This is a genomic window from Streptomyces sp. NPDC034099 (assembly GCF_055575415.1).
In genome coordinates this window covers 63,761-85,271 of the sequence record NZ_JBVISR010000004.1, presented here as the reverse complement: position 1 = coordinate 85,271, position 21,511 = coordinate 63,761, and the positions used below count along the sequence as shown (strand labels likewise).

Annotated in this window: 19 protein-coding genes; 9 read left to right on the top strand and 10 right to left on the bottom strand. The window is 72.3% G+C overall.

What is annotated here, in order from left to right; translation table 11 throughout:
- Positions 1-5: 5 nt before the first annotated feature.
- Positions 6-917: a DedA family protein gene (locus ACZ56V_RS12700; protein ID WP_398918799.1), complete on the top strand. Its 912-nt coding sequence runs from the start codon at positions 6-8 to the stop codon at positions 915-917.
- A gap of 94 nt (positions 918-1,011) precedes the next feature.
- Here the strand turns inward: ACZ56V_RS12700 and ACZ56V_RS12695 are convergent, their stop codons facing one another.
- Together ACZ56V_RS12695 and ACZ56V_RS12690 are read right to left on the bottom strand one after the other, a co-directional pair.
- Positions 1,012-2,718, bottom strand: coding sequence for a threonine/serine exporter ThrE family protein (locus tag ACZ56V_RS12695; RefSeq protein WP_398918797.1), 1,707 nt, complete (start codon positions 2,716-2,718; stop codon positions 1,012-1,014).
- 113 nt (positions 2,719-2,831) lie between these two features.
- Positions 2,832-3,323, bottom strand: a complete 492-nt coding sequence (locus ACZ56V_RS12690; RefSeq protein ID WP_007452023.1) for an inorganic diphosphatase — start codon at positions 3,321-3,323, stop codon at positions 2,832-2,834.
- A gap of 124 nt (positions 3,324-3,447) precedes the next feature.
- On the opposite strand from ACZ56V_RS12690, the gene dacB reads away from it, so the two are divergent.
- The 6 genes from dacB to folE all read left to right on the top strand — a co-directional run bounded on the left by dacB (position 3,448) and on the right by folE (position 11,126).
- Positions 3,448-5,007, top strand: coding sequence for a D-alanyl-D-alanine carboxypeptidase/D-alanyl-D-alanine endopeptidase (gene dacB / locus ACZ56V_RS12685; protein WP_468942651.1), 1,560 nt, complete (start codon positions 3,448-3,450; stop codon positions 5,005-5,007).
- Positions 5,008-5,135: 128 nt separating this feature from the next.
- A complete protein-coding gene (locus tag ACZ56V_RS12680) occupies positions 5,136-6,263 on the top strand; it encodes a zinc-dependent metalloprotease (protein WP_468941769.1) in 1,128 nt (375 codons plus the stop codon).
- A 191-nt stretch (positions 6,264-6,454) separates the two neighbouring features.
- The gene (tilS, locus tag ACZ56V_RS12675; protein ID WP_356363147.1) at positions 6,455-7,513 is read left to right on the top strand and encodes a tRNA lysidine(34) synthetase TilS; all 1,059 of its coding nucleotides are present in this window, start codon (positions 6,455-6,457) and stop codon (positions 7,511-7,513) included.
- 74 nt (positions 7,514-7,587) lie between these two features.
- Positions 7,588-8,148 (top strand): hypoxanthine phosphoribosyltransferase, encoded by a 561-nt coding sequence (gene hpt, locus ACZ56V_RS12670; RefSeq protein ID WP_007452004.1) that lies wholly within the window; start codon positions 7,588-7,590, stop codon positions 8,146-8,148.
- A gap of 195 nt (positions 8,149-8,343) precedes the next feature.
- Positions 8,344-10,383 (top strand): ATP-dependent zinc metalloprotease FtsH, encoded by a 2,040-nt coding sequence (gene ftsH, locus ACZ56V_RS12665; RefSeq protein ID WP_356363509.1) that lies wholly within the window; start codon positions 8,344-8,346, stop codon positions 10,381-10,383.
- Positions 10,384-10,520: 137 nt separating this feature from the next.
- Positions 10,521-11,126: a GTP cyclohydrolase I FolE gene (gene folE, locus ACZ56V_RS12660; RefSeq protein WP_076974934.1), complete on the top strand. Its 606-nt coding sequence runs from the start codon at positions 10,521-10,523 to the stop codon at positions 11,124-11,126.
- Positions 11,127-11,190: 64 nt separating this feature from the next.
- Here the strand turns inward: folE and ACZ56V_RS12655 are convergent, their stop codons facing one another.
- From ACZ56V_RS12655 to ACZ56V_RS12630, 6 genes are all read right to left on the bottom strand, one after another.
- Complete coding sequence (locus ACZ56V_RS12655; RefSeq protein WP_356363145.1) at positions 11,191-11,673, bottom strand: DUF3180 domain-containing protein; 483 nt, start codon at positions 11,671-11,673, stop codon at positions 11,191-11,193.
- Positions 11,674-11,743: 70 nt separating this feature from the next.
- A complete protein-coding gene (gene folK / locus ACZ56V_RS12650) occupies positions 11,744-12,355 on the bottom strand; it encodes a 2-amino-4-hydroxy-6-hydroxymethyldihydropteridine diphosphokinase (protein ID WP_398918793.1) in 612 nt (203 codons plus the stop codon).
- A complete protein-coding gene (folB, locus tag ACZ56V_RS12645) occupies positions 12,352-12,711 on the bottom strand; it encodes a dihydroneopterin aldolase (RefSeq protein ID WP_052836365.1) in 360 nt (119 codons plus the stop codon). The genes folK and folB overlap by 4 nt, the downstream gene beginning before the upstream one ends.
- Positions 12,712-12,930: 219 nt before the next feature.
- The gene (locus tag ACZ56V_RS12640) at positions 12,931-13,434 is read right to left on the bottom strand and encodes a nuclear transport factor 2 family protein (protein WP_115742755.1); all 504 of its coding nucleotides are present in this window, start codon (positions 13,432-13,434) and stop codon (positions 12,931-12,933) included.
- Entirely contained in the window at positions 13,431-14,294 is an 864-nt protein-coding gene (gene folP, locus ACZ56V_RS12635) for a dihydropteroate synthase (RefSeq protein ID WP_398918791.1), read from the bottom strand. Before folP ends, ACZ56V_RS12640 begins: the two co-directional genes overlap by 4 nt.
- 404 nt (positions 14,295-14,698) lie before the next feature.
- Entirely contained in the window at positions 14,699-16,495 is a 1,797-nt protein-coding gene (locus ACZ56V_RS12630) for a phosphatidylglycerol lysyltransferase domain-containing protein (RefSeq protein WP_398918265.1), read from the bottom strand.
- A gap of 192 nt (positions 16,496-16,687) precedes the next feature.
- Here ACZ56V_RS12630 and ACZ56V_RS12625 point away from each other — a divergent pair, with 192 nt between their 5' ends.
- A complete protein-coding gene (locus ACZ56V_RS12625; protein WP_468941760.1) occupies positions 16,688-17,821 on the top strand; it encodes an alpha/beta hydrolase in 1,134 nt (377 codons plus the stop codon).
- A gap of 136 nt (positions 17,822-17,957) precedes the next feature.
- Positions 17,958-19,208 carry a hypothetical protein gene (locus tag ACZ56V_RS12620; protein WP_468941757.1) on the top strand — a complete coding sequence of 417 codons (1,251 nt, stop codon included), beginning with the start codon at positions 17,958-17,960 and terminating at the stop codon, positions 19,206-19,208.
- A 30-nt stretch (positions 19,209-19,238) separates the two neighbouring features.
- On the opposite strand, the gene ACZ56V_RS12615 is transcribed toward ACZ56V_RS12620, so the two are convergent.
- Together ACZ56V_RS12615 and ACZ56V_RS12610 are read right to left on the bottom strand one after the other, a co-directional pair.
- A complete protein-coding gene (locus ACZ56V_RS12615; RefSeq protein WP_468942647.1) occupies positions 19,239-20,573 on the bottom strand; it encodes a PH domain-containing protein in 1,335 nt (444 codons plus the stop codon).
- A gap of 350 nt (positions 20,574-20,923) precedes the next feature.
- Positions 20,924-21,502, bottom strand: coding sequence for a PH domain-containing protein (locus ACZ56V_RS12610; protein ID WP_398918269.1), 579 nt, complete (start codon positions 21,500-21,502; stop codon positions 20,924-20,926).
- Positions 21,503-21,511: the final 9 nt, after the last annotated feature.

Below are 21,511 nucleotides of genomic sequence, written 5' to 3'. Positions count from 1 at the left end.
ATCCCGTGACCACCCTTGCGCTCGGTCCCGAGTGGATCAGTCCGGACTACCTGATCGAGACGTTCAGTCTGCCCGGCATCCTGCTCATCGTCTTCGCCGAGTCGGGACTCTTCGCGTTCCTGCCCGGCGACTCGCTGCTCTTCACCGCGGGCCTGTTCGTCGCCCAGGGCGAGTTCATCAGCCAGCCGCTGTGGCTGGTGTGCGCCCTGATCGTGGCCGCCGCCGTCCTCGGCGACCAGGTCGGCTACATGATCGGCAAGTTCTTCGGCCCGAGGCTGTTCAGCCGTCCCAACTCCAAGCTCTTCAAACAGGAGAACCTGGAGAAGGCGCACGAGTTCATGGACAAGTACGGCCCCAAGGCGATCGTCCTGGCCCGCTTCGTGCCCATCGTGCGCACCTTCGCGCCCATCGTGGCGGGCGCCGGCCGCATGCAGTACCGCACCTTCCTCACGTACAACGTGATCGGCGGCGTGGCCTGGGGCACCGGCGTCACCCTCGCGGGCTACTGGCTGGGCCAGATCGAGCTCATCCGGACCAACGTCGAGGCCATCCTCGTCCTGATCGTCCTGGTCTCGGTCGTCCCGATCGCCATCGAGTACCTGCGCGAACGCAAGAAGAAGCAGCGCGCCGCCGCGGCCGGTCCGACCCCTCCGGCGGCCCAGCAGCACCAGCCCCAGGCCCCGTACCCGGTGATGGACGACGCCACGACCCAGCTCCGCAGGGTGGACCCGTACGACCAGCCGCAGCAGCCCCAGCAGTACCAGCAACCGCAGCAGTACCAGCAGCCCCCGCAGCAGCCGTACGCCCAGCAGTACCCGCAGGGCTACGGCCAGCAGCCCTACCGGGGCCAGCAGCCCTACGGCGGCCAGCAGGGCGGTCAGCAGGGCGGCCAGGACCCTTACAACCAGGGGTACTGAGACGCCCTGAGAGGCGCGGGGAACTGCGCGACAAGCCACGACGAGCCGGCCCCCGCCAACGACCTGCACACCCCCAGCTCGTAGGCGGCCGGCGCTAGAACCCCCGCGTCCGCTTGGCCGCCCGGCGTCCCGCCGCACTCGCGGCGCCGGGCACCCGCAGGAACAGCCGCGAGATCTCCCCGCCCAGGTTCACCCCGATCGCGATGGCCATCGCCAGCGCCACCGCCTTGGACAGCGACAGCAGCCCCGCGTCCACCTCGCTCTGCGCGATCGCCAGCAGACCGAAGTACGTCGCCGAACCGGGCAGCAGCGGCCCGATCGCCGCGGTCGTGTACGGCAGCGCCGACGCGAACCGGTACCGGGACATCAGCTGCCCGAACAGGCCCACGAGCCCCGCCGCGGCGGCCGTGGAGGCCACCGGTGAGATGTCGCCCGCGTAGTGCATGGCGCCGTACACGCACCAGGCCACGCCACCGTTCAGGGTGACCGCCAGCACGGTGGACCGTTCCTGCTGGAGCAGGATCGCGAAGGCCAGCGACAGCAGCATCGAGGCGAAGATCTGCACGAACGGGTCGTCACCCGTGCCCAGCGCCGCGTCCGGGTTGAGCTTGGCGCCCAGCTGGACGCCGAAGTACAGCACCACCAGCACCCCGGCGACGATGCTGACGAAGAAGTACATGACCTCCAGCAGGCGTGCCGCCGCGGTGATGTAGAAGCCGGTCAGACCGTCCTGCACGCCCGCGACCAGCGCCCGCCCCGGCAGCAGCGCGAACAGCCCACCGGTGATGACCGCGGAGGCCTTCACGTCGACGTGGGTCAGCGTCAGCGCGATGCCGATCGCGGCCGGCGGCATCGCGGCCACCGCGAACTGGTAGAACTCGGGCAGCCCGCGCCCCGCGCACAGCCACGCCAGGCGGTCGCCGAGCATCGCGCCGAACATCGCCGCGAAGAACACGATCACGTCACCGCCGACCAGCAGCGAGGCCCCGCCCGCGAGCGCACCGCTCGCCGTGGTCAGCACCCAGGTGGGGTACGGGTGCCGGTTGCGGCGGATCTCCGCGAGGCGCCGGTACGCCTCCTCCAGCGAGATGTGCGTCTCGGGGTCGCTGAGGTCGTCCACCAACTGGAAGACGGCCGCGAGCCGGGTGTAGTCGGTACCCCGGCGGCGTACCGTGCGCGACGCCGTCACCGGGTCCTCGACCAGGGACGGCTGGTGGGAGATCGACAGCAGGGTGAAGGTGACGTTCGGCTCGCAGCGGTCCAGGCCGTAGGACCGGCAGACGGCGAACATGGCCGCCTCCACGTCCTCGGCGCCCTCACCGCCCGCCAGCAGCAGCTCCCCGATACGCAGCGTCAGGTCCAGCACGCGCGGCACGGCGGGGCCGGACTCGTCGTCGTGCTTCTGCGAGGGCTCGGGCGCGGGCCGCTCGGCCACCGGCATCCGCAGCATGGCGCGCATCCGGTCCTGCCAGGGCACGTCCGTCAGGTTCACCGCCGGGAAGCCGCTCGCCGGGGTGAAGGCGGTCGGGGCGGACCACGCGCTGTGGGTGCTCGGCATGGTGAACGCCGAGCCCTCGGCGTCGGCGGGCGCGGCGGCGGGCGCCTCCAGGCCGTCGGGGAGCGAGAACTCCGAGGTCGTCTCGGACTCGGTGGCGGTGTTCCGGGGGACGGCGAGTCCCTGCGGGATCTCGAACTCGGACGTCGTCGACGACTCGCCGTCGATCGACGCCGCGACACCGCCCGGCTGCCGGAAGGCACTGCGGGCCTCGTCCGACTGCGGCTTGTGGTCCTCCTCCGTCACCTGCGCAACGCTCCCTGGTACGAACTCACCCTCCTCATGACCTCAGTATGGTCACTCAAACGCGAACAGGCCGCACGCGTGTGCGTGCGGCCCGTTGCGAGAAGGGCGCCTGGTCAGTGGCCGCCCTGGTCCTTGAAGCGCTTGTACGACCGCTCGATCTCGGCCTCGGCGTCGGTGCGGCCGACCCAGTCGGCGCCCTCGACGGACTTGCCGGGCTCCAGGTCCTTGTAGACCTCGAAGAAGTGCTGGATCTCCAGGCGGTCGAACTCCGAGACGTGGTGGATGTCACGCAGGTGCTCCACGCGCGGGTCGGTCGACGGCACGCACAGCAGCTTGTCGTCGCCGCCGGCCTCGTCCGTCATCCGGAACATGCCGATCGCGCGGCAGCGGATGAGGCAGCCCGGGAAGGTCGGCTCGTCCAGGATGACCAGCGCGTCCAGCGGGTCGCCGTCCTCGCCGAGAGTGTTCTCGACGAAGCCGTAGTCGGTCGGGTAGGCGGTCGAGGTGAACAGGCGGCGGTCCAGGCGGATACGACCGGTCTCGTGGTCCACCTCGTACTTGTTCCGCGAACCCTTCGGGATCTCGATCGTGACGTCGAACTCCACCGGACGCTCCTCCATGATCAGCACATAGTTCTGGTGGTTAAGTGTCCCTCACGCAGGTGTGTGATCGCGAAAGGGGCTGGTGACAGTGCCAGAGCTGAGGCCTTGGCGGACCGCGAGACCGCACGTGGTGCGGGCCGCGGATGCCGTACGTCCCCGTCTGGCCCGCTTCGTCCGGGCCGCCGAACCGCGGGTCGCACGGTTCGCACGGGCCACGGCGCCGCGGCTCGCCCGGATCACGAGGCCGAAGACCTGGCAGTACACCGCCGGTGCCGCCACCGCCGGGCTGGCACTGGCCGCCGGTGTGGTGACCGCCGCCGGCCCCTGGGACTCCACGGGTCAGCGTACGGCTGAGCGGGACCGGGCCGTCGCCCTGGGGCACACGGGTGGCACAGATCACGACCGCGGACCCGGCGCCTCCGGTACGGCGTCCGGTTCGCCCCGTCCCGCGCCCAGCGCCGGGGCCGTGCTGACCGGCCTCGGCGGCGCCGCCACCCCGGGCGGCGTCAAGGCGGCCCCCGGCGACCAGGCGGCCCTCGCGGACCTCCTCGACCCCCTGCTGAAGGACGACGCCACGCTCGGCGAGCACCGCGCGGCGGCCGTCGTCGACCTCACCACCGGCAAGCGCCTGTACGGCCACGGCGTCGACGTCCCCCTCACCCCCGCCTCCACCACCAAGATCGCCACCGCCGTCGCCGCCCTCACCGCCATGGGCCCCGACCACCGCCTCACCACCCGCACCGCACTGGAGGGCGACACCGGCGAACTCGTCCTGGTCGGCGGCGGCGACCCCACCCTCACCGCGCGCGAGGACTCCCGCGGCCTCGCCGACCTGCGCACTCTCGCCGAGAAGACCGCCGCCGCGCTGAAGAAGCGGGACCTGCGCAAGGTGACGCTGTCGTACGACACGACGCTCTACGCCGGTACGCAGACGCACCCGATCGGGGTCAACGAGAACCTCGCCCGCGTCACCGCCCTGATGACCGACGAGGGCCGCACCGACGACTCCACCAGTGGCCCCGCACCGCGCGTGCCCGACCCGGCCGCCGACGCCGCCCGCACCTTCTCCGGCCTCCTGAAGCACTACGGCGTCACCGCGTCGGTCCCCGGGCCCTCCAAGGCCACGGCCCGCGCCGACACCCTCGCCACCGTCTCCTCGCCCCCGCTGTCGGCCCTGGTCGAGCGGATGCTGACCAACAGCGACAACGACCTCGCCGAGGCACTGGCCCGCCACACCGCCGTGGCGACCGGCAAGCGCGCCGACTTCGACGGGGCGGGGGCCGCCGTCACCGCCCGCCTCGAGCAGCTCGGCCTGCCGGTGCGCGGCGCGCGGTTCCACGACGGAAGCGGCCTGGACCGCACCGACCTGGTCAGCGCCGACCTGCTCACCGCCCTGCTGGCCGAGGCGGCCGACCCGGCCCGCCCCCAGCTGCGCCCGGTCCTCACCGGCCTGCCCGTCGCGCACTTCACCGGCACACTGGCCGGCCGTTACACGGACGGAGCAGCGGGCCTCGTCCGCGCCAAGACCGGCACCCTCACGGGCGTGAACACCCTCGCCGGCACGGTGACCACCCCCGACGGCCGCGTCCTGGGCTTCGCCTTCCTGGCCAACGGCACGACGGACGCCTGGGCGGCCCAGTCGACCCTGGACCGAGCGGCGACGGCGTTGGCGTCCGAGACTTCGTAGCTGCGGGCAGTCGTGCCGCTCGGGTGGGCGCAGCGGCACCCCGCCAACGCCGGGCCGCGTGACCCGCCCCCCACCCGCCCCCGCCGCACGACTGCCCCGCAGCGGCAGCGCTCCCGTACCGTTGACGCATGACGAGCATCGGCGCAAATTCCGGCATGGTCGACTGGAACCTCGCGGTGGCGACCGCGACCCGGCTCGTACGGCCGGGCCCCGAGGTGAGCCGCGACGAGGCCAGGGCCGTCGTCGCCGAGCTCCGCCGCCATGCCAAGTCCTCGGAGGAGCACGTCCGCGGCTTCACCCGGATGGGCACCGAGGAGACCCACGACACCCCCGTCCTGGTGGTCGACCGGCCCGGCTGGGTCCGGGCCAACGTCGCCGGGTTCCGGGAAATTCTCAAACCCCTGCTGGAGAAGATGCAGGAGCGGCGCGGCGGCGGCGCGGGCAACGCGGTCCTCGGCGCCGTCGGCGGCAAGGTCACCGGCGTGGAGCTGGGCATGCTGCTGTCGTTCCTGTCCTCCCGCGTGCTCGGCCAGTACGAGACGTTCGCCCCCGCCACCCGCGAACTGCCGGCCGGCGCGAACGGCGGCGGGCGGCTGCTCCTGGTCGCGCCGAACATCGTGCACGTGGAGCGCGAACTCGACGTGGAGCCGCACGACTTCCGCCTGTGGGTGACCCTGCACGAGGAGACGCACCGCACCCAGTTCACCGCCGTGCCCTGGCTGCGCGACCACCTCGAGGGCGAAATCCAGTCGTTCCTGGCCGAGACCGACGTGGACCCCATGACCGTGCTCGAACGCGTCCGCGAGGCCGCCCAGTCCCTCGCCGGGGGCCGTCCCGACGCGGAGGAGGACGACGGCGGCCGGTCGCTCGTCGAACTGGTGCAGACCCCGGCCCAGCGGGAGGTCCTCGGCCGCCTCACCGCCGTGATGTCCCTCCTGGAGGGGCACGCCGACTTCGTGATGGACGGCGTCGGACCGGCGGTGGTGCCGAGCGTCGGCGAGATCCGGGAGAAGTTCCAGCAGCGTCGCGCCAAGGGCGCCTCCCGCCTCGACATGGCGCTGCGCAAGCTGCTCGGCCTGGACGCCAAGCTCCGCCAGTACCGGGACGGCGAACGGTTCGTACGGGCCGTCGTCGAGGAGTGCGGCATGGACGGCTTCAACCGGATCTGGACCTCGCCCAACACCCTCCCCACCAAGTCGGAGATCGCCAAACCGGCGGACTGGATCGCGCGGGTGCACCGCAAGCCGGAGGCGTGAGCCGCGCGGGCGGGGCGTGAAACGATTCCGGCCGCGGCAGGCGAACGACCCTTCAATCACCCGTCCGAGGGACCGTGAGCCTTCGACAGGCGTGCGATGCTCAGGGAACGGCCCGTTTCTGTCACCATCTACACACTCTGCGTGACCGAACCTCGGGCTCACCCCCGACAACTTCATGAAGGGCACCGGACATGGGTCCCCATCCTGCGGTCGCGGCGATACGCCTGGCGGTCCGCCGCGTCCTCCACGACATCCTCACCGAACTGAACACTCCGGCCGGCGTCCACGCCACGACGGCCGTCGAGCGTACGCCCGAGCGCCCGCCCGGACCTCCGGCGGCACCGCTCGTGCTCGTGGCCTGCTCCGGCGGCGCCGACTCCATGGCGCTCGCCTCCGCCCTCGCCTTCGAGGCCCCCCGGCTCGGCGTCCGCGCCGGCGGTGTCACCGTGGACCACGGACTGCAGAGCGGCTCCGACCTGCGCGCCGAAGAGGTCGTCCTGCGCCTGCGCGAACTGGGCCTCGACCCCGTGGAGGCCACCGCCGTGACCGTCGGCCGCGCGGGCGGCCCGGAAGCCGCCGCCCGCGACGCCCGCTACGCCGCGCTGGACGCCGCCGCCGCACGCCACGGCGCCGCCGCCGTCCTGCTCGGCCACACCCGCGACGACCAGGCCGAGACCGTCCTGCTGGGCCTCGCCCGCGGCTCCGGCATCCGCTCCCTGTCGGGCATGGCCGCGGTCTCGGGGGCCGACGGCCGTTACCGGCGCCCCTTCCTCCAGGTCGACCGCCAGACCGCCCGCAAGGCCTGCATGGTCCAGTCCCTCCCCGTCTGGGACGACCCCCACAACGCCGACCCCGCCTACACCCGCTCCCGGCTGCGCCACGAGGGCCTGCCCGCCCTGGAGAAGGCCCTCGGCAAAGGCGTCGTCGAGGCCCTCGCCCGTACGGCCCAGCTCTCCCGGGACGACGCCGACGCCCTCGACACCTGGGCCCGCCAGGCCGAGGCCGGTGTCCGCGACGCCACCGGCGGACTGGAATGCGCCAAGCTGTACGCCCTGCCGCCCGCCGTACGCCGCCGGATCCTGCGCCGCGCCGCCCTGGAGGCCGGTGCCCCCGGCGGTGCCCTGTTCGCCCGCCACATCGAGGAAGTCGACCGGCTGATCACCGGCTGGCGCGGTCAGGGGGCCATCAACCTCCCCGGCAAAGTCGTCGCCCGGCGGCAGGGTGGCAGACTGGTGATTCGGCAAGGCTGAATCCGGACCCTCCCACCGATCCGCGCACGGATCGCCGGGGTGCTCCGGAGTGGCCGGTGGGACGACCGAAAGTGATGCGGGTGGACGCGAACGACATGGGTGCCGACCTCGAGAAGGTACTCATCACCAAGGAAGAGATCGACGCGAAGCTGGCCGAGCTGGCCGCGAAGATCGACGCGGAGTACGCGGGCAAGGACCTGCTCATCGTCGGCGTCCTCAAGGGCGCCGTGATGGTCATGGCCGATCTGGCGCGCACGCTGTCCACCCCCGTCACGATGGACTGGATGGCGGTGTCCTCGTACGGCGCGGGCACCCAGTCCTCCGGCGTGGTGCGGATCCTCAAGGACCTCGACACCGACATCAAGGGCCGTCACGTCCTGATCGTCGAGGACATCATCGACTCCGGACTGACCCTGTCCTGGCTGATCTCCAACCTCGGCTCGCGCGAGCCCGCCTCCCTCAAGGTGTGCACGCTGCTGCGCAAGCCCGACGCCGCGAAGGTCGCCATCGACGTGGAGTGGGTCGGCTTCGACATCCCCAACGAGTTCGTCGTCGGCTACGGCCTCGACTACGCCGAGAAGTACCGCAACCTCCCGTTCGTCGGTACCCTCGCGCCCCACGTCTACGGCGGCTGACGCGGCCCTGTAACGGACTTCACGGCGTTTCGGCGGGCCACCGGGAACCCCTCGGGCCCTCGCGCCGTTGGAGCATGCAGACGGGACGTCGGCCCGCCCGTGCGGCTGAGGGCCGCCACGCTGGGGTACCGTCAGAAGAACTGTCTTATCAAACTCACTATGGCAGGAGGGACGGGGCGGCACCGCTCCGTGTGGATGGACGTGAAGCGATACTTCCGTGGGCCGGTCATGTGGATCGTGCTGGCCGTCCTTGCCGTGGTCGTGTTGATGCAGGTCGTCGGCTCGTCCGGCGGCTACAAGACGGTGGACACAGGCCAGGTCGTCCAGGCGATCAACGACAACAGGGTCGAGTCGGCCAAGCTGACCACCGGTGACGAGCAGACCATCAAGGTCCAGCTCAAGGACGGCCAGAAGGTCGAGGGCAGCTCGAAGATCCAGGCGAGCTACATCGGCGACCAGGGCGTGACCCTCGCCAACACACTTCAGAACAAGTACCAGGACAAGCAGATCACCGACGGCTACACCGTGTCGCCGTCGAAGCAGAACCCGTTCATCGGGCTGCTGATCACCCTGCTTCCCTTCGTCCTCATCATCGTCATCGCCCTGTTCCTGATGAATCAGATGCAGGGCGGCGGCTCCCGGGTCATGAACTTCGGCAAGTCCAAGGCCAAGCTCATCACCAAGGACACCCCCAAGACGACGTTCTCCGACGTCGCCGGGTCGGACGAGGCCGTCGAGGAACTCCACGAGATCAAGGAATTCCTCCAGGAGCCGGCGAAGTTCCAGGCCGTGGGTGCCAAGATCCCCAAGGGCGTGCTGCTGTACGGTCCGCCCGGCACCGGCAAGACCCTGCTCGCGCGCGCCGTCGCGGGCGAGGCGGGCGTGCCGTTCTACTCGATCTCCGGTTCCGACTTCGTCGAGATGTTCGTCGGTGTCGGTGCCTCCCGAGTGCGCGACCTGTTCGAGCAGGCCAAGGCGAACGCCCCGGCCATCGTCTTCGTCGACGAGATCGACGCGGTCGGCCGCCACCGCGGCGCCGGCCTCGGCGGCGGTCACGACGAGCGCGAGCAGACCCTGAACCAGCTGCTCGTCGAGATGGACGGCTTCGACGTCAAGGGCGGCGTGATCCTCATCGCCGCGACCAACCGGCCCGACATCCTCGACCCGGCGTTGCTGCGTCCCGGCCGCTTCGACCGGCAGATCGCCGTCGACCGCCCGGACATGCAGGGCCGTCTGGAGATCCTCAAGGTCCACCAGAAGGGCAAGCCGGTCGCCCCCGACGTCGACCTGTCGGCCGTCGCCCGCCGTACGCCCGGCATGACCGGTGCCGATCTGGCCAACGTGCTGAACGAGGCCGCCCTGCTGACGGCCCGCGGCGACCAGAAGCTGATCGACAACCACATGCTGGACGAGGCGATCGACCGCGTGGTCGCGGGCCCGCAGAAGCGGACCCGGATCATGTCGGACAAGGAGAAGAAGATCACCGCGTACCACGAGGGCGGTCACGCCCTGGTCGCGGCGGCCTCTCCGAACTCCGACCCGGTCCACAAGATCACGATCCTGTCCAGAGGCCGGGCCCTCGGCTACACGATGGTGCTCCCGGACGAGGACAAGTACTCGACCACGCGCAACGAGATGCTCGACCAGCTCGCCTACATGCTGGGCGGCCGCGCGGCCGAGGAGCTCGTCTTCCACGACCCGACGACCGGCGCGGCCAACGACATCGAGAAGGCCACCGGCCTGGCCCGCGCGATGGTCACGCAGTACGGAATGACCGATCGCCTCGGCGCGATCAAGTTCGGCAGTGACAACTCCGAGCCGTTCCTGGGGCGTGAGATGGGTCACCAGCGCGACTACTCGGAAGAGGTCGCCGCGCTGGTCGACGAAGAGGTCAAGAAGCTCATCGAGACGGCGCACAACGAGGCCTGGGAGATCCTGGTCGAGAACCGCGACGTCCTCGACAACCTCGTCCTCGCGCTGCTGGAGAAGGAGACGCTGGGCAAGGAGGAGATCGCCGAGGTCTTCTCCCAGATCGTCAAGCGTCCGGCCCGGCCCGCCTGGACCGGGTCCTCCCGCCGCACGCCCTCGACGCGCCCGCCGGTGCTCTCCCCGAAGGAGCTCGCACTGACGAACGGGGCGAACGGCGCGACGGCGGCGATCTCCACCGCCAAGAGCACCACGGCGGAGCCCGCCCCGGCACCGGAGCGAGCACCGGAGGACCGCCCGGAGAGCTGACCCCGGTCCGCCCCGGGGCGCCCGCCAGGGCGGCCCCACCAGGCCCGGAATGTATGCCGCACCCCCCAGGTTCTAGCCTTGGGGGGTGCGGCATCTTCGTATGCCGACCGCAGGACGGATCAGGAACGAGGCAGCAGATGACCGACCCCGTGACGTTGGACGGCGAGGGCGAGATCGGCGAGTTCGACGAGAAGCGGGCCGAGAACGCCGTACGCGAACTGCTGATCGCGGTCGGCGAGGACCCGGACCGCGAGGGACTGAAGGAGACTCCGGGGCGCGTGGCGCGGGCGTACAAGGAGATATTCGCCGGGCTGTGGCAGCAGCCGGAGGACGTGCTGACGACGACGTTCGACCTCGGGCACGACGAGATGGTCCTCGTGAAGGACATCGAGGTGTTCTCGACATGTGAGCATCATCTGGTGCCGTTCCGCGGTGTGGCGCACGTCGGCTACATCCCGTCCACCAGCGGGAAGATCACCGGCCTGTCCAAGCTGGCCCGTCTCGTGGACGTCTACGCGCGCCGCCCGCAGGTGCAGGAACGTCTCACCACGCAGATCGCGGACTCGCTGATGGAGATCCTCGAGCCGCGCGGGGTGATCGTCGTGGTCGAGTGCGAGCACATGTGCATGTCCATGCGGGGCATCCGCAAGCCCGGCGCGAAGACCCTCACCTCGGCCGTGCGGGGTCAGCTGCGGGATGTTGCCACGCGCAACGAGGCGATGAGCCTGATCATGGCTCGCTGAGTGCGCTGAGTGCGCTGAGTGCGCTGAGTGCGCTGTGGGGTGGCTGGGGTTGAGTGCGGTGTGTTCACACCGCTGATGTCGCGCCCGGGTGGTCGTCGTCCTCCGGGAGTCTGCAGACTCGTTCCATGAAGAGGGCGGCCGCTATCACGGCGATGCCTGCCACGACCGAGGCGCCCGCGTAGATGGCCTGGTCGCGGCGGGCGGGGATGTCGAGGTACGACAGCAGGAAGACGCCCGTGCCGCCGTAGATACCGGCGACGAGAGCGGCCACCAGGGCGCTGGCCTGGCCGAAGACCACGGCGCGGGCCGCCATCATCGGGTCGACGCCCTTGGCGCCGGGGACGCGCTCCCGCTGGGCCTTGAGGCGGGCCCGGATCGAGAGCGCCGCGGCCAGCAGGAACACCGCGATCAGGGCGAGGACGACGGGGGCGGCCAGGGGGACGCTCGGGAGGGTCCCCACCGAGTTCCACAGGCGGGCGCCGGCCCAGGACAGCACTCCGGCGGCGACGAACTCGCCGGCCAGCACCCTGATGCGCAACTCTTTCACGGTGTTCCGGTGTCCCTTCGGTTTCCCGGCGCGGTCGTCCTGACCTCGTCGTCCTCGTCGACCTTAACGACTACTCGGGCAGCCGGAGTTCCAGGTCGGCGCGGGGCGCGATGCCCTCGCGGGAGACGGCCGCCAGAAGGTCGGCGACCCTGCCCCGCCCGGGCAGGGCGGCCTCGGGGTCCACGTCGAGCCAGGGGGCCAGCACGAAGGCCCGTTCGTGCGCGCGCGGGTGGGGGAGGGTGAGCCGCGGGTCGTCGGAAACGACCTCGGCGTAGGCGACGATGTCGACGTCCAGGGTGCGCGGGCCCCAGCGTTCGTCGCGGACCCGGTGGAAGGCCTCCTCGACCGCGTGCGCCCGCTCCAGGAGCGAGGACGGGGGCAGCGTCGTCTTCACGACCACGACCGCGTTGAAGTACGAGGGCTGGCTGTCCGGGGCGACGCCCCACGGCTCCGTCTCGTAGACCGCGGAGACCCCTTTGACGCGCACGCCCGGGGTGTCCTCCAGCGCGTCGATGGCGCCCTGGAGGGTCTCCAGCCGGTTGCCGAGGTTGGCGCCGAGGGCGATCACCGCGCGCTTGGGGTTGGACAGGGTGGTGTCCGCGGCGTCGACCTGCTCGATGACGGAGGCGGGCACGGGCTGTACGGTCGGGTCGCTCGGACCCTTGGCGAAGGGGGCGCTCATACACGGCTCCGGATGATGGTGACGGTCACGTCGTCGAAGGGGACGGTGATCGGCGCGTCCGGCTTGTGGACGCAGACCTCGACCTCCTGGACCCCTTCGTGCTTCAGACAGACCTGGGCGATGCGTTCGGCGAGGGTCTCGACGAGGTTGACCGGCTCGCCCTCGACGACGGCCACGACCTCCTCGGCCACGATGCCGTAGTGCACGGTCTTCGCCAGGTCGTCGTCGGCCGCGGCCGGGCGGGTGTCCAGGCCAAGGACGATGTCCACGAGGAAGGTCTGGCCGTCCTCGCGTTCCTTGGGGAACACACCGTGGTGCCCACGGGCCTTCAGGCCGCGCAGCGCGACACGATCCACGCGAATCACTCCTGCAGTCGTCGGTTCGGCCGGTCGCACCACGTGCGGGTGGTACGGCGGCCCCAGTCGAATCTACCCGCGTGCACCGACAGCGCCGGGCCACGGGGTGTGGGGCGCCGGCTGGTTCTCGGCGGGCGTTCTCCCCGGCGGCCCCGGTGGATCACGGGTTGGTAGCCGCCCCTACCCTCCGGGCCGTGATTCCAACCACTTCTCGGTCGGTCACGGCGGTGTGTCCTCGCCGTCCTCGTCCTCGGTTTCCGCGAGTACGGGGGAGGCGTGGTGCGACCAGAGTTTCCAGCCGGCCGGAGTGCGCCGGAACGTGTTGGTGGCGACCACGAGCTGGCCGACGAGCGGGCCGAGCTCCTCGCCGCCGTCGGGGGCGGGGCCGCCGCTGAGGATGTTCTCGGTGCAGGTGACCAGGGCGGTGTCGCCGGTGACGGAGACGTGCACGTCGGTGAGGAAGAACTGGATGTAGTCCGTGTTCGCCATGATCAGGGCGTAGGAGCGCAGTACCTCGCCGCGGCCGGTGAGCACCGGCCAGCCCGGGTGCACGCACGAGACCACACCGGCGTCGGCGGGGTCGTGGTAGGACTCGTCGATGCCCAGGTCGGAGGGGGTGAGCCAGAATTCGGAGACCTTTTCGAAGTCACCCTCCTCGAGTGCCTCGTAGAAGGCGGTGTTGGCGGCCTCGACCTGCTCGACGTCGAGGTGCGGCGCGTTCACCGGGCGCCTTCGACGGCGCGGGCGACGCGGACGGCGTCGGCGGTGGCGCGGACCTCGTGGACGCGCACCGCCCACGCGCCGGCGTGCGCGGCGAGCGCGGAGACCGCGGCGGTGGCGGCGTCGCGCTCGCGCGCGGGGGGCGGGGCGGACTCCGGGCCGGCGAGGACCCGGCCGAGGAAGCGCTTGCGGGAGGCGGCGACGAGGAGGGGGTGGCCGAGGGCGAGGAGACGGTCCAGGTGGGCGAGGAGGACGAGGTCGTGCTCGGCGTCCTTGGAGAAGCCGAGACCGGGGTCGATGACGACGCGGTCGGGGGCGATGCCGCCGTCGAGGACGGCCTCCACGCGTGCGTGCAGCTCGTCGACGACCTCGGTGACGACGTCGGTGTAGGTGCCCCTGACGTTGCCGCCCTCCAGGAGGCCGCGCCAGTGCATGACGACGAAGGGGGCGTTCGCGTCGGCGACGACCGGGATCATGCGGGGGTCGGCGAGGCCGCCGCTGACGTCGTTGACCAGGGCGGCGCCGGCGGTGAGGGCCTGCTCGGCGACGGAGGCGCGCATGGTGTCGACGGAGACCGTGACACCCTCGGAGGCGAGGCCGCGCACGACCGGGACGACGCGCCTGAGCTCCTCGTCCTCGTCGACACGGGTCGCGCCGGGGCGGGTGGACTCGCCGCCGACGTCCACCAGGTCGGCGCCCTCGGCGACCAGGTCGAGGCCGTGTTTGATCGCGGCCGTGGTGTCGAAGAAGCGGCCGCCGTCGGAGAAGGAGTCGGGGGTCACGTTGACGACCCCCATGACCGCGCAGCGGTCCCATGCGGTCAGTCCCGCGAGGTGGCGTCGGCGGCCGGTCTGCTTGCTCATGTGTTCAGCGTAGGTGGTGGGCCGGGGCGGGGTGCCTGCGGCGCCTGTGCGGGATGGGTGGGGGTGCGCGTAGCGCCTTGGGTTCGGTGGGTGGGTCGGGGCCGCGCCGGGGGGTGTCCGTCCTCGGAACGGCGCGGAATCGGTCGGACACGGAAGTGAACTCCGTTGACGCGCCAACCGCTGCGGGCGGACACCCCCCGACACGGCCCCTTCGCGCCGTACGCGGCTGCGGCTCGCCATCCCTCCGGGGCCCCGCCCCGCCGTACGCGGCTCTCCCGCCGTAGCTGCGGGCAGTCTGCCTCCCCCAGTGCCTGAACGGCCTGGGAGGTACCCCCAGGCCGTTCAGGCACTGGGGGAGGCACCCTGCTACGCCGGGCCGCGTCCGACGCCCGCGCCCACGAACGTCACGCCGTCCGCGCCGGTGCCTGGTGGGCGCAGGGGCGGCGTGACGGGGTCCGGCGTCGCAGGAAACGCGGCAGCGACAGGGTGACGAAGCCCTCCGCCTGCATCGCGGCGAAGCCGATGCGGGGGAGGTCGGCGGAGCGGCGGTAGACGACGAAGCGCGGCTCCCACCGGGGCCGGAACTTCGCGTTGAACTTGTACAGGGACTCGATCTGGAACCAGCGGGAGAGGAAGACCAACAGGCCCCGCCATGCCCTGAGGACCGGGCCCGCGCCGATCTTCTCGCCCCGGGCGAGCGCCGCGCGGAACATGGCGAAGTTCAGCGACACCCGCGCGATGCCCAGCTTCGGGGCGGCCTGGAGCGCGGCCACGATCAGGAGTTCGTTCATGCCGGGGTCGGCCGCGCGGTCGCGGCGCATGAGGTCGAGGGACACTCCCTCCTTGCCCCACGGCACGAAGTGCAGGACCGCCTTGAGGTCGCCGTACTCGCCGGGTTCGGCGTCCTGCTTGTGGGCCGTCGCTATCAGGCAGTCCCCGTCGGAGGGGTCGCCGACGCGGCCCAGGGCCATGGAGAAGCCGCGCTCGGTGTCCGTGCCGCGCCATGCGTCGGCGGCGCGGCGTACGCGGTCCAGTTCGGCGTCGGACAGGTCAGCCACGCGCCGTACCCGGGTCTCGTAACCGGCGCGCTCGATGCGCTTGACCATCTGGCGCACGTTGCGCATCGCGCGGCCGGCGAGGGAGAAATCCGCTACGTCCACCACCGCCTCGTCGCCCAGTTCGAGGGCGTCCAGGCCCGTCTCGCGGGTCCAGACCTCGCCGCCGGTCTCGGAGCAGCCCATGACGGCCGGGGTCCAGGAGTGGGCGCGGGCCTCGTCCATGAAGCGTTCGATGGCGCCCGGCCAGGCCTCGACGTCGCCGATCGGGTCGCCGCTGGCCAGCATCACGCCGGAGACGACGCGGTAGGTGACGGCGGCCTTGCCGCTGGGGGAGAAGACGACGGCCTTGTCGCGGCGCAGCGCGAAGTGGCCGAGGGAGTCGCGGCCGCCGTGCCGGGCGAGCAGGGCGCGCAGCTGGGTCTCGTCGTCCTCGGTGAGGCGGGCCGCGGGGTGTTCGGGGCGGAAGGCCAGGTAGATGGTGGTGATGGCGGTCAGGAGGCCGAGGGCGCCGAGCGAGAAGGCGACCGTCCAGGAGGTGTTGCCCTGGTAGTCGACCGGGCCTTCGACGCCGAACAGGCCGTACAGGACGTGGGTGAGGCGGTCGGCCAGGCTCGGGTCGCCGATCATGCGGTGCGGGTGCGCGTTGACGACGAGCAGGCCGAGCAGGACGGAACCCGCGCTCATGAGGACGAAGTTGGCCAGGGCCCGCCAGCGGCTGCGTGGGTCGGGGAGGGCGGCGAACTCGTCGCGGTGACGCAGGAGGGGGGCCAGCAGGGCCAGGGAGATCAGTACCCCGAGGAGGGAGTGGCGGTACGTGAACTGCGCGACCGCGCCGATCGGCAGCAGGGCCACGGCCGCCCGCCAGGCCCGGCGCTTGCGGCGCTTGAGGCCGTGCGCGAGCAGGAGGAGCAGGACGCCGGCGCTGAGGGAGAGGGCCGCGGCGAAGGGGCCGAAGGAGCCGGGGAGGACTTCGGCGAGGGCGTGCATCCGGCTGTGCCGGAAGCGGGGGAAGGAGCCGGCCGCGATGTCCAGCAGGCCGACGAGCGCGCAGGCGCGGCCGACGAGGAGGGGGACGCGTTCCGGGCGGGGGCCGCGCAGTGCGCGGGGTACGCGGGTGGGCCTCGTCGGAACCCCGACCGACATTTCCTCATCTGTCCTGACAGACATCGCACCTGTTTGTTCTGCGAGAGAGCGTGGATCCGGGCCCGTTTCGGGCATCCGGCGACATTGCGCCCTCTAGGACGGTGTCTCGGAGGGAGAGGTTCACTCCCCTGATCACAAAGCCCGGACGAACGGACGAACGGGCGCACGGAAAGCGCGGGCAGGTAGCAAGGCATGGGTCTCACGAGCAACAAGGTGCTGGCGCTGGCGGTGGTGGCCGGCGTGCTGCTGTTCGCCGGGACGGTGTGGCTGTGGCCACGGCTGGCCCGGCGGAGCGTGCGGGCCGTTCTGGGGAGGGTCGGTCTGCTGTTCGCCACCCAGGTGGCGGTCTTCGGGGCGGTGGGGCTGGTCGCCAATCAGTCCTTCGGGTTCTACGGCAGCTGGGCCGACCTGTTCGGGCGGGAGGACGGGCAGGGCGTGGTCGTGGACCACTCCGCCGGTGCGGGTGACGGGCCGTTGCGGGTCGTCGGCGAGCGCCGGGTGACGCCCGCGGGCGGGGCGCGGCCGGAGGTCTCGGGACGAGTCGAGGAGATACGGGTCGTCGGGCGTACGTCGCGGATCGCGTCGCCCGCGTACGTCTATCTGCCGCCGGAGTACTTCCAGGCGCGGCACCGTGCCCGTACGTTTCCCGCGGCCGTCGTCCTGACCGGTTATCCGGGGACCGCCGAGGCGTTGGTGGACAAACTCCATTACCCGCGTACGGCGCTGGAACTGGCGGAGGCCGGCCGGATGCGGCCGATGATCCTGGTGATGCTGCGGCCCACGGTGGCGCCGCCGCGCGACACGGAGTGTGTGGACGTACCGGGCGGGCCGCAGACGGAGACGTTCTTCGCGAAGGACCTTCCCGAGGCGGTGAGCGCCCACTACCGGGTGACCAGGGGGCCGCGCGGCTGGGGCGTCGTCGGCAACTCGACCGGCGGCTACTGCGCCCTGAAACTCGCCGCGCACCATCCGGAGGTGTACGCCGCCGGGGCCGGGCTGTCCCCGTACTACGAAGCGCCGAGCGACCCCACCACGGGCGACCTCTTCCAGGGGGACGAGGAGCGCGAGAAGCGGGCCGACCTGTGGTGGTACCTCAAGAACGCCCCCTCTCCCGACACTTCACTGCTCGTCACCAGCAGCCGCACCGGCGAGACGAACTACAAGGACACGCTGAAGTTCATCGAACTGGTGAAGGGCAAGAGCCCGACGCGGATCTCGTCGATCATCCTGGAAAGCGGCGGGCACAACTTCAATACCTGGCGGCGGGAGATTCCCGCGACGCTGCGGTGGCTGGATGAGCGCCTGGGCGGCGGGCGGGAGTCATAAATGATCTTGGAATCCCGGAGTAATTCGCCCGTCGCCGGGGATGTGGATTCCCGGTTCCCTGTGAACACGTCGGAGACAGCCGTGTTTTTACGGGGCGGGGCGCCAAGATTCGCCTACGCGCGGTAAGTTTCTGGCCATGCCACGTGGACGTCACCGCCATTCCCCGCCTCTGCACAGGCTGCTTCCCCCGTCGGCGATCGCAGGCGTTTCGGTCGTCTGCGCCCTCGGCCCCTGGTTGTTCAGCGAGACCATGATCCTTCGCGTGCTGGCCGCGGCCGCCGCGGTGACGGCCGTGGTCGGCGCGGTCGTCATGCGGCACTGGGACGCGCAGGCGGGCCGGCAGGTCGCCGACCTCACCCGCGCGCGGGCGAGCGACGAGTGGCGCTTCGAGGAACGGGTCGCCGAACTGGAGTCTGACCTGGAGGAGTCGCGCGAGCTGCGGCAGAAGCTGGAGCACCGGCTGCGGGCCAAGCGCACCGAGCTGGCGGGGCTGCGCAACGAGCACGCCTCGCTGCTGCGGCGCTACGCCACGGCGGAGACCGAGCGCGCCAGTGCGCTGGAGGGCCGCCGCCTGCTGGAGATTGAGGCCGCTCCGCAGACCCCCGCGCTGCCGGCGGCCCGCCCCGCCCCGGCGCAGGAGACGCCGGTGCAGGAGACGCCGGAGAAGGTGGCGCCGGCGCAGGACGTGTCCGAGGTGGAGGTGCCGGACGAGGAGGGCGGCGGCGAAGACGTCTCCGCGCCCGCGGTCTTCTCGCCCGAGGGCTCCCGGCTGTTCCTGCGCGCGAACGCGGCACTGGCCCGCCTCGACGGTGACGCGCCCGACCCGGACGGTGGCGACCGGGCCGAAGCGTCCGACGACTCCGACGGAGACGGCGGCGGTGACGGCGGTGGCGAGGGCGCGGCGGCCGAGGCGGGGCAGGAGGACGAGGCACAGGGGCAGACCGGGGCGGCCGACGGCCACGAGCGCACCGGCGCCGACTCCCCGACGCCCGCCACCGACGAGGGGCCCGCGCAGCCCACCCAGTCCACGCAGGCCACCCGGCGGGCCGACGGGCACTTCACGGTGCCGACCGCGGTGGCCGTCGTACCGCCGGCTCCGGCGCGGCGTCCGGCGGTCGAGGGCGGTTTCGACTTCTTCGGCACCAAGCCTCCCGAGGGTGCGGTGGACGCGGCTGCCGCGTCCGACGCCGCTCTGGAGACCGTCCAGAACGAGGACCTCGCCGACGTGGTCGGCCAGGAGGCGCTCGCCCTGCACAAGGCCGAGGCCGAGGTCGCCTTCAAGCAGCCCGGTGAGGAGTCCCGGGGCGTGGGCCAGGTGATCGACCTGACGGCCCACGACGAGACCGAGCAGATCGACGTGCAGGGGCTGCGCAGAGCGGTCTCCTGACCGCCCCGGGCGGCCCGGGCCGGGCGGGTCTCAGGCCATCCAGCGGTCCGGCAGGGCGTCCCGGCGGCCGGTCCTGGACCGTTCCGCCTGGCTCCGCAGCAGTTCCGCGGCCTCGTCCGCGTCGCGCAGGCGGGCCGTCACGGTCTTGTTCGCCCCCGTGTCCACGTGGACGTCGGCCAGTCGCAGGGCGCGCCGCCACGGCCCCTGCGTCAGGCGGACGCTCTGCACCTTGGCGTGCGGCACCAGCGCCAGGCTGCGGCGCAGCAGGCCGTACCGGGCGGCGAAGACCGCGTCGGTGACGGCGAGCCCGTGGCCGCGCCACCACAGCGGTCTGCACCGCGCCGCCCGCCGCGGCGGGCGCGACAGCTCCGCTCCCGTCGGGACGACGACCCCGGGCAGCACGCGCGCGACGACCGACTCGGCGATCTCGCGCGGGGCGACCGGCAGCAGCACCGAGTTCGACGACCCGGCCACGTCCAGCTCCACCCGTACCCAGCGGCGGCGCCGCCACAGCAGCGGCTCCACGAGGCGCACGGTCTGCACCCGGCCCGGCGGCACCGTCTCGTGGGCGCGGTCCAGCAGCCCGTGGTCGATGCGGAGCCCGTCCGGGGACTCGGCCACCGTCCAGTCGTACTCCCCGACGAACCGGCCCGCGCTGCTCGCGCCCGCGGCGCCCACCAGGGGCAGGGCGGTCGCCAGCACCGTCCACAGGTTGTGGGTGGCCAGCCACAGCAGTGTCGGTACGACGACGGCGGCGAGCAGCGTGCCCCAGGTCGCGCCGGTCAGCAGGAGGGAGATGGCGAGGACGCCCGGCGGCACCCGGAGCAGCTGCCGCGCGGGGGCCTCGCCGACCTCGTGCGCGGTCTCGGGCGCGAAGCCCGCCGCGCGCGCGAGCAGCTCGGCCCGCAGCGCACGCGCGTCGTCGGCGCCCAGGAAGGCCAGTTCGTCTTTCTTGCCGGTGCCTATGACGTCGAGTTTGAGTTTGGCGACCCCCGCGACCCGGGCCAGCAGGGGCTGGGTGACGTCGATCGCCTGGATGCGTTCGAGGCGGATGTGCGCGGTGCGCCGGAACAGCAGTCCGGTGCGGATCCGCAGCTCGGTGTCGGTCACCGAGTAATGGGTGAACCACCAGGTGAGGAAGCCGTACAGGGCGGCGGCCGGGATCAGTACGGCGAGGCCGATCAGCAGGTGGGTCGTGGTCAGCCGGGTCAGCTGGCGCTGCGCCTGGTCGGGATCGTGCACGGCCCATCCGACGAGCACGGCGACCGGCGCCCACGCCCGCCGCAGGGGCGTGACGGGGTGCAGGCGCCGCTCGACGACCCCGTCGACGAGCGGGAGCGCGTCGCCGCCGGTGCCGGCTTCCACCGGGCCGGGTCCGGTGGCGGGGGCGCCGTCCTGGCGTCCGCCCGCGCCGTCTCCCCTGGCCGCCGTCCCGCCGGCGGTGTCGCCGTCGGAGCCCTTGGTGGGCTCGGGGGCGGGGTCTGTCGTACGGGCGGCCGGGCCCGGTGTGTGGTCCGGGGGCCGGGGCAGGTCGTGCCGGGGCCGGCTGGGCGTGCCGTCCTCGCTTCCGGCGGCGCCCGCCGGGTCCACGGGGCCCGCGGAGCCCGTCGGGCCGGGCTTCCTGGCGCCGTCCGCCGGCCCGCCCACGCCCTCCGCGCCGCTCGCGCGTTCCGTCGTGCCGTCCTCGGCCGTGTCCTCCCCGGCCCCGGGCCCGGTCACAGTCCCGCCGATCGGGCCTCGCCCAGCTCGGTGAGGCGGTCGCGGAGGCGTTCCGCCTCGGCCGGGTCGAGGCCGGGGATGGTCGCGTCGGTCGCGGCGGCGGCCGTGTGCAGCTGCACGCTGGCCAGGCCGAAGTGCCGCTCGACCGGCCCGGAGGTCACCTCGACCAGCTGCATGCGTCCGTACGGTACGACGGTCTCCTCCCGCCACAGCACGCCCCGGTCGATCAGCAGGTCGTCGGCGCGCTCGGCGTACCGCCACGAGCGCCAGTTGCGCCCCAGCATCACCCACCCCCAGGCCAGCAGGGCCAGCGGCAGCAGCGCCAGGGCGGCCCAGTAGGGGGCCAGGAACAGCGCGGGCAGCACACCCGCGGCAAGCGTCAGCAGGCCGAGCCACACCACCAGCAGCAGTCGCCGCATGTGCAGCAGCCCCGGCGGCAGGCCGGTCCACACCGGCTCCTCGCGCGCCGGAACCGCCGCCGTACCCGCCTGTTCCGCCGGACCCGCCTGCTCCGCCGCGCCCGCCGCCCGCGTCGCCCCCGCCGTGCCCGTGTCGTCCGGGCTCCCCGTCTCCATGGGGCCAGC

Coding starts and splice junctions, on each gene's coding strand:
- ACZ56V_RS12680 (WP_468941769.1), top strand. CDS start 5,136: ATGACGAGCATCGGCGCAAATTCCGGCATGGTCGACTGGAACCTCGCG.
- tilS (WP_356363147.1), top strand. CDS start 6,455: ATGGGTCCCCATCCTGCGGTCGCGGCGATACGCCTGGCGGTCCGCCGC.
- hpt (WP_007452004.1), top strand. CDS start 7,588: ATGCGGGTGGACGCGAACGACATGGGTGCCGACCTCGAGAAGGTACTC.
- ftsH (WP_356363509.1), top strand. CDS start 8,344: ATGGACGTGAAGCGATACTTCCGTGGGCCGGTCATGTGGATCGTGCTG.
- folE (WP_076974934.1), top strand. CDS start 10,521: ATGACCGACCCCGTGACGTTGGACGGCGAGGGCGAGATCGGCGAGTTC.
- folK (WP_398918793.1), bottom strand. CDS start 12,355: ATGAGCGCCCCCTTCGCCAAGGGTCCGAGCGACCCGACCGTACAGCCC.
- folP (WP_398918791.1), bottom strand. CDS start 14,294: ATGAGCAAGCAGACCGGCCGCCGACGCCACCTCGCGGGACTGACCGCA.
- ACZ56V_RS12630 (WP_398918265.1), bottom strand. CDS start 16,495: ATGTCGGTCGGGGTTCCGACGAGGCCCACCCGCGTACCCCGCGCACTG.
- ACZ56V_RS12625 (WP_468941760.1), top strand. CDS start 16,688: ATGGGTCTCACGAGCAACAAGGTGCTGGCGCTGGCGGTGGTGGCCGGC.
- ACZ56V_RS12620 (WP_468941757.1), top strand. CDS start 17,958: ATGCCACGTGGACGTCACCGCCATTCCCCGCCTCTGCACAGGCTGCTT.
- ACZ56V_RS12610 (WP_398918269.1), bottom strand. CDS start 21,502: ATGGAGACGGGGAGCCCGGACGACACGGGCACGGCGGGGGCGACGCGG.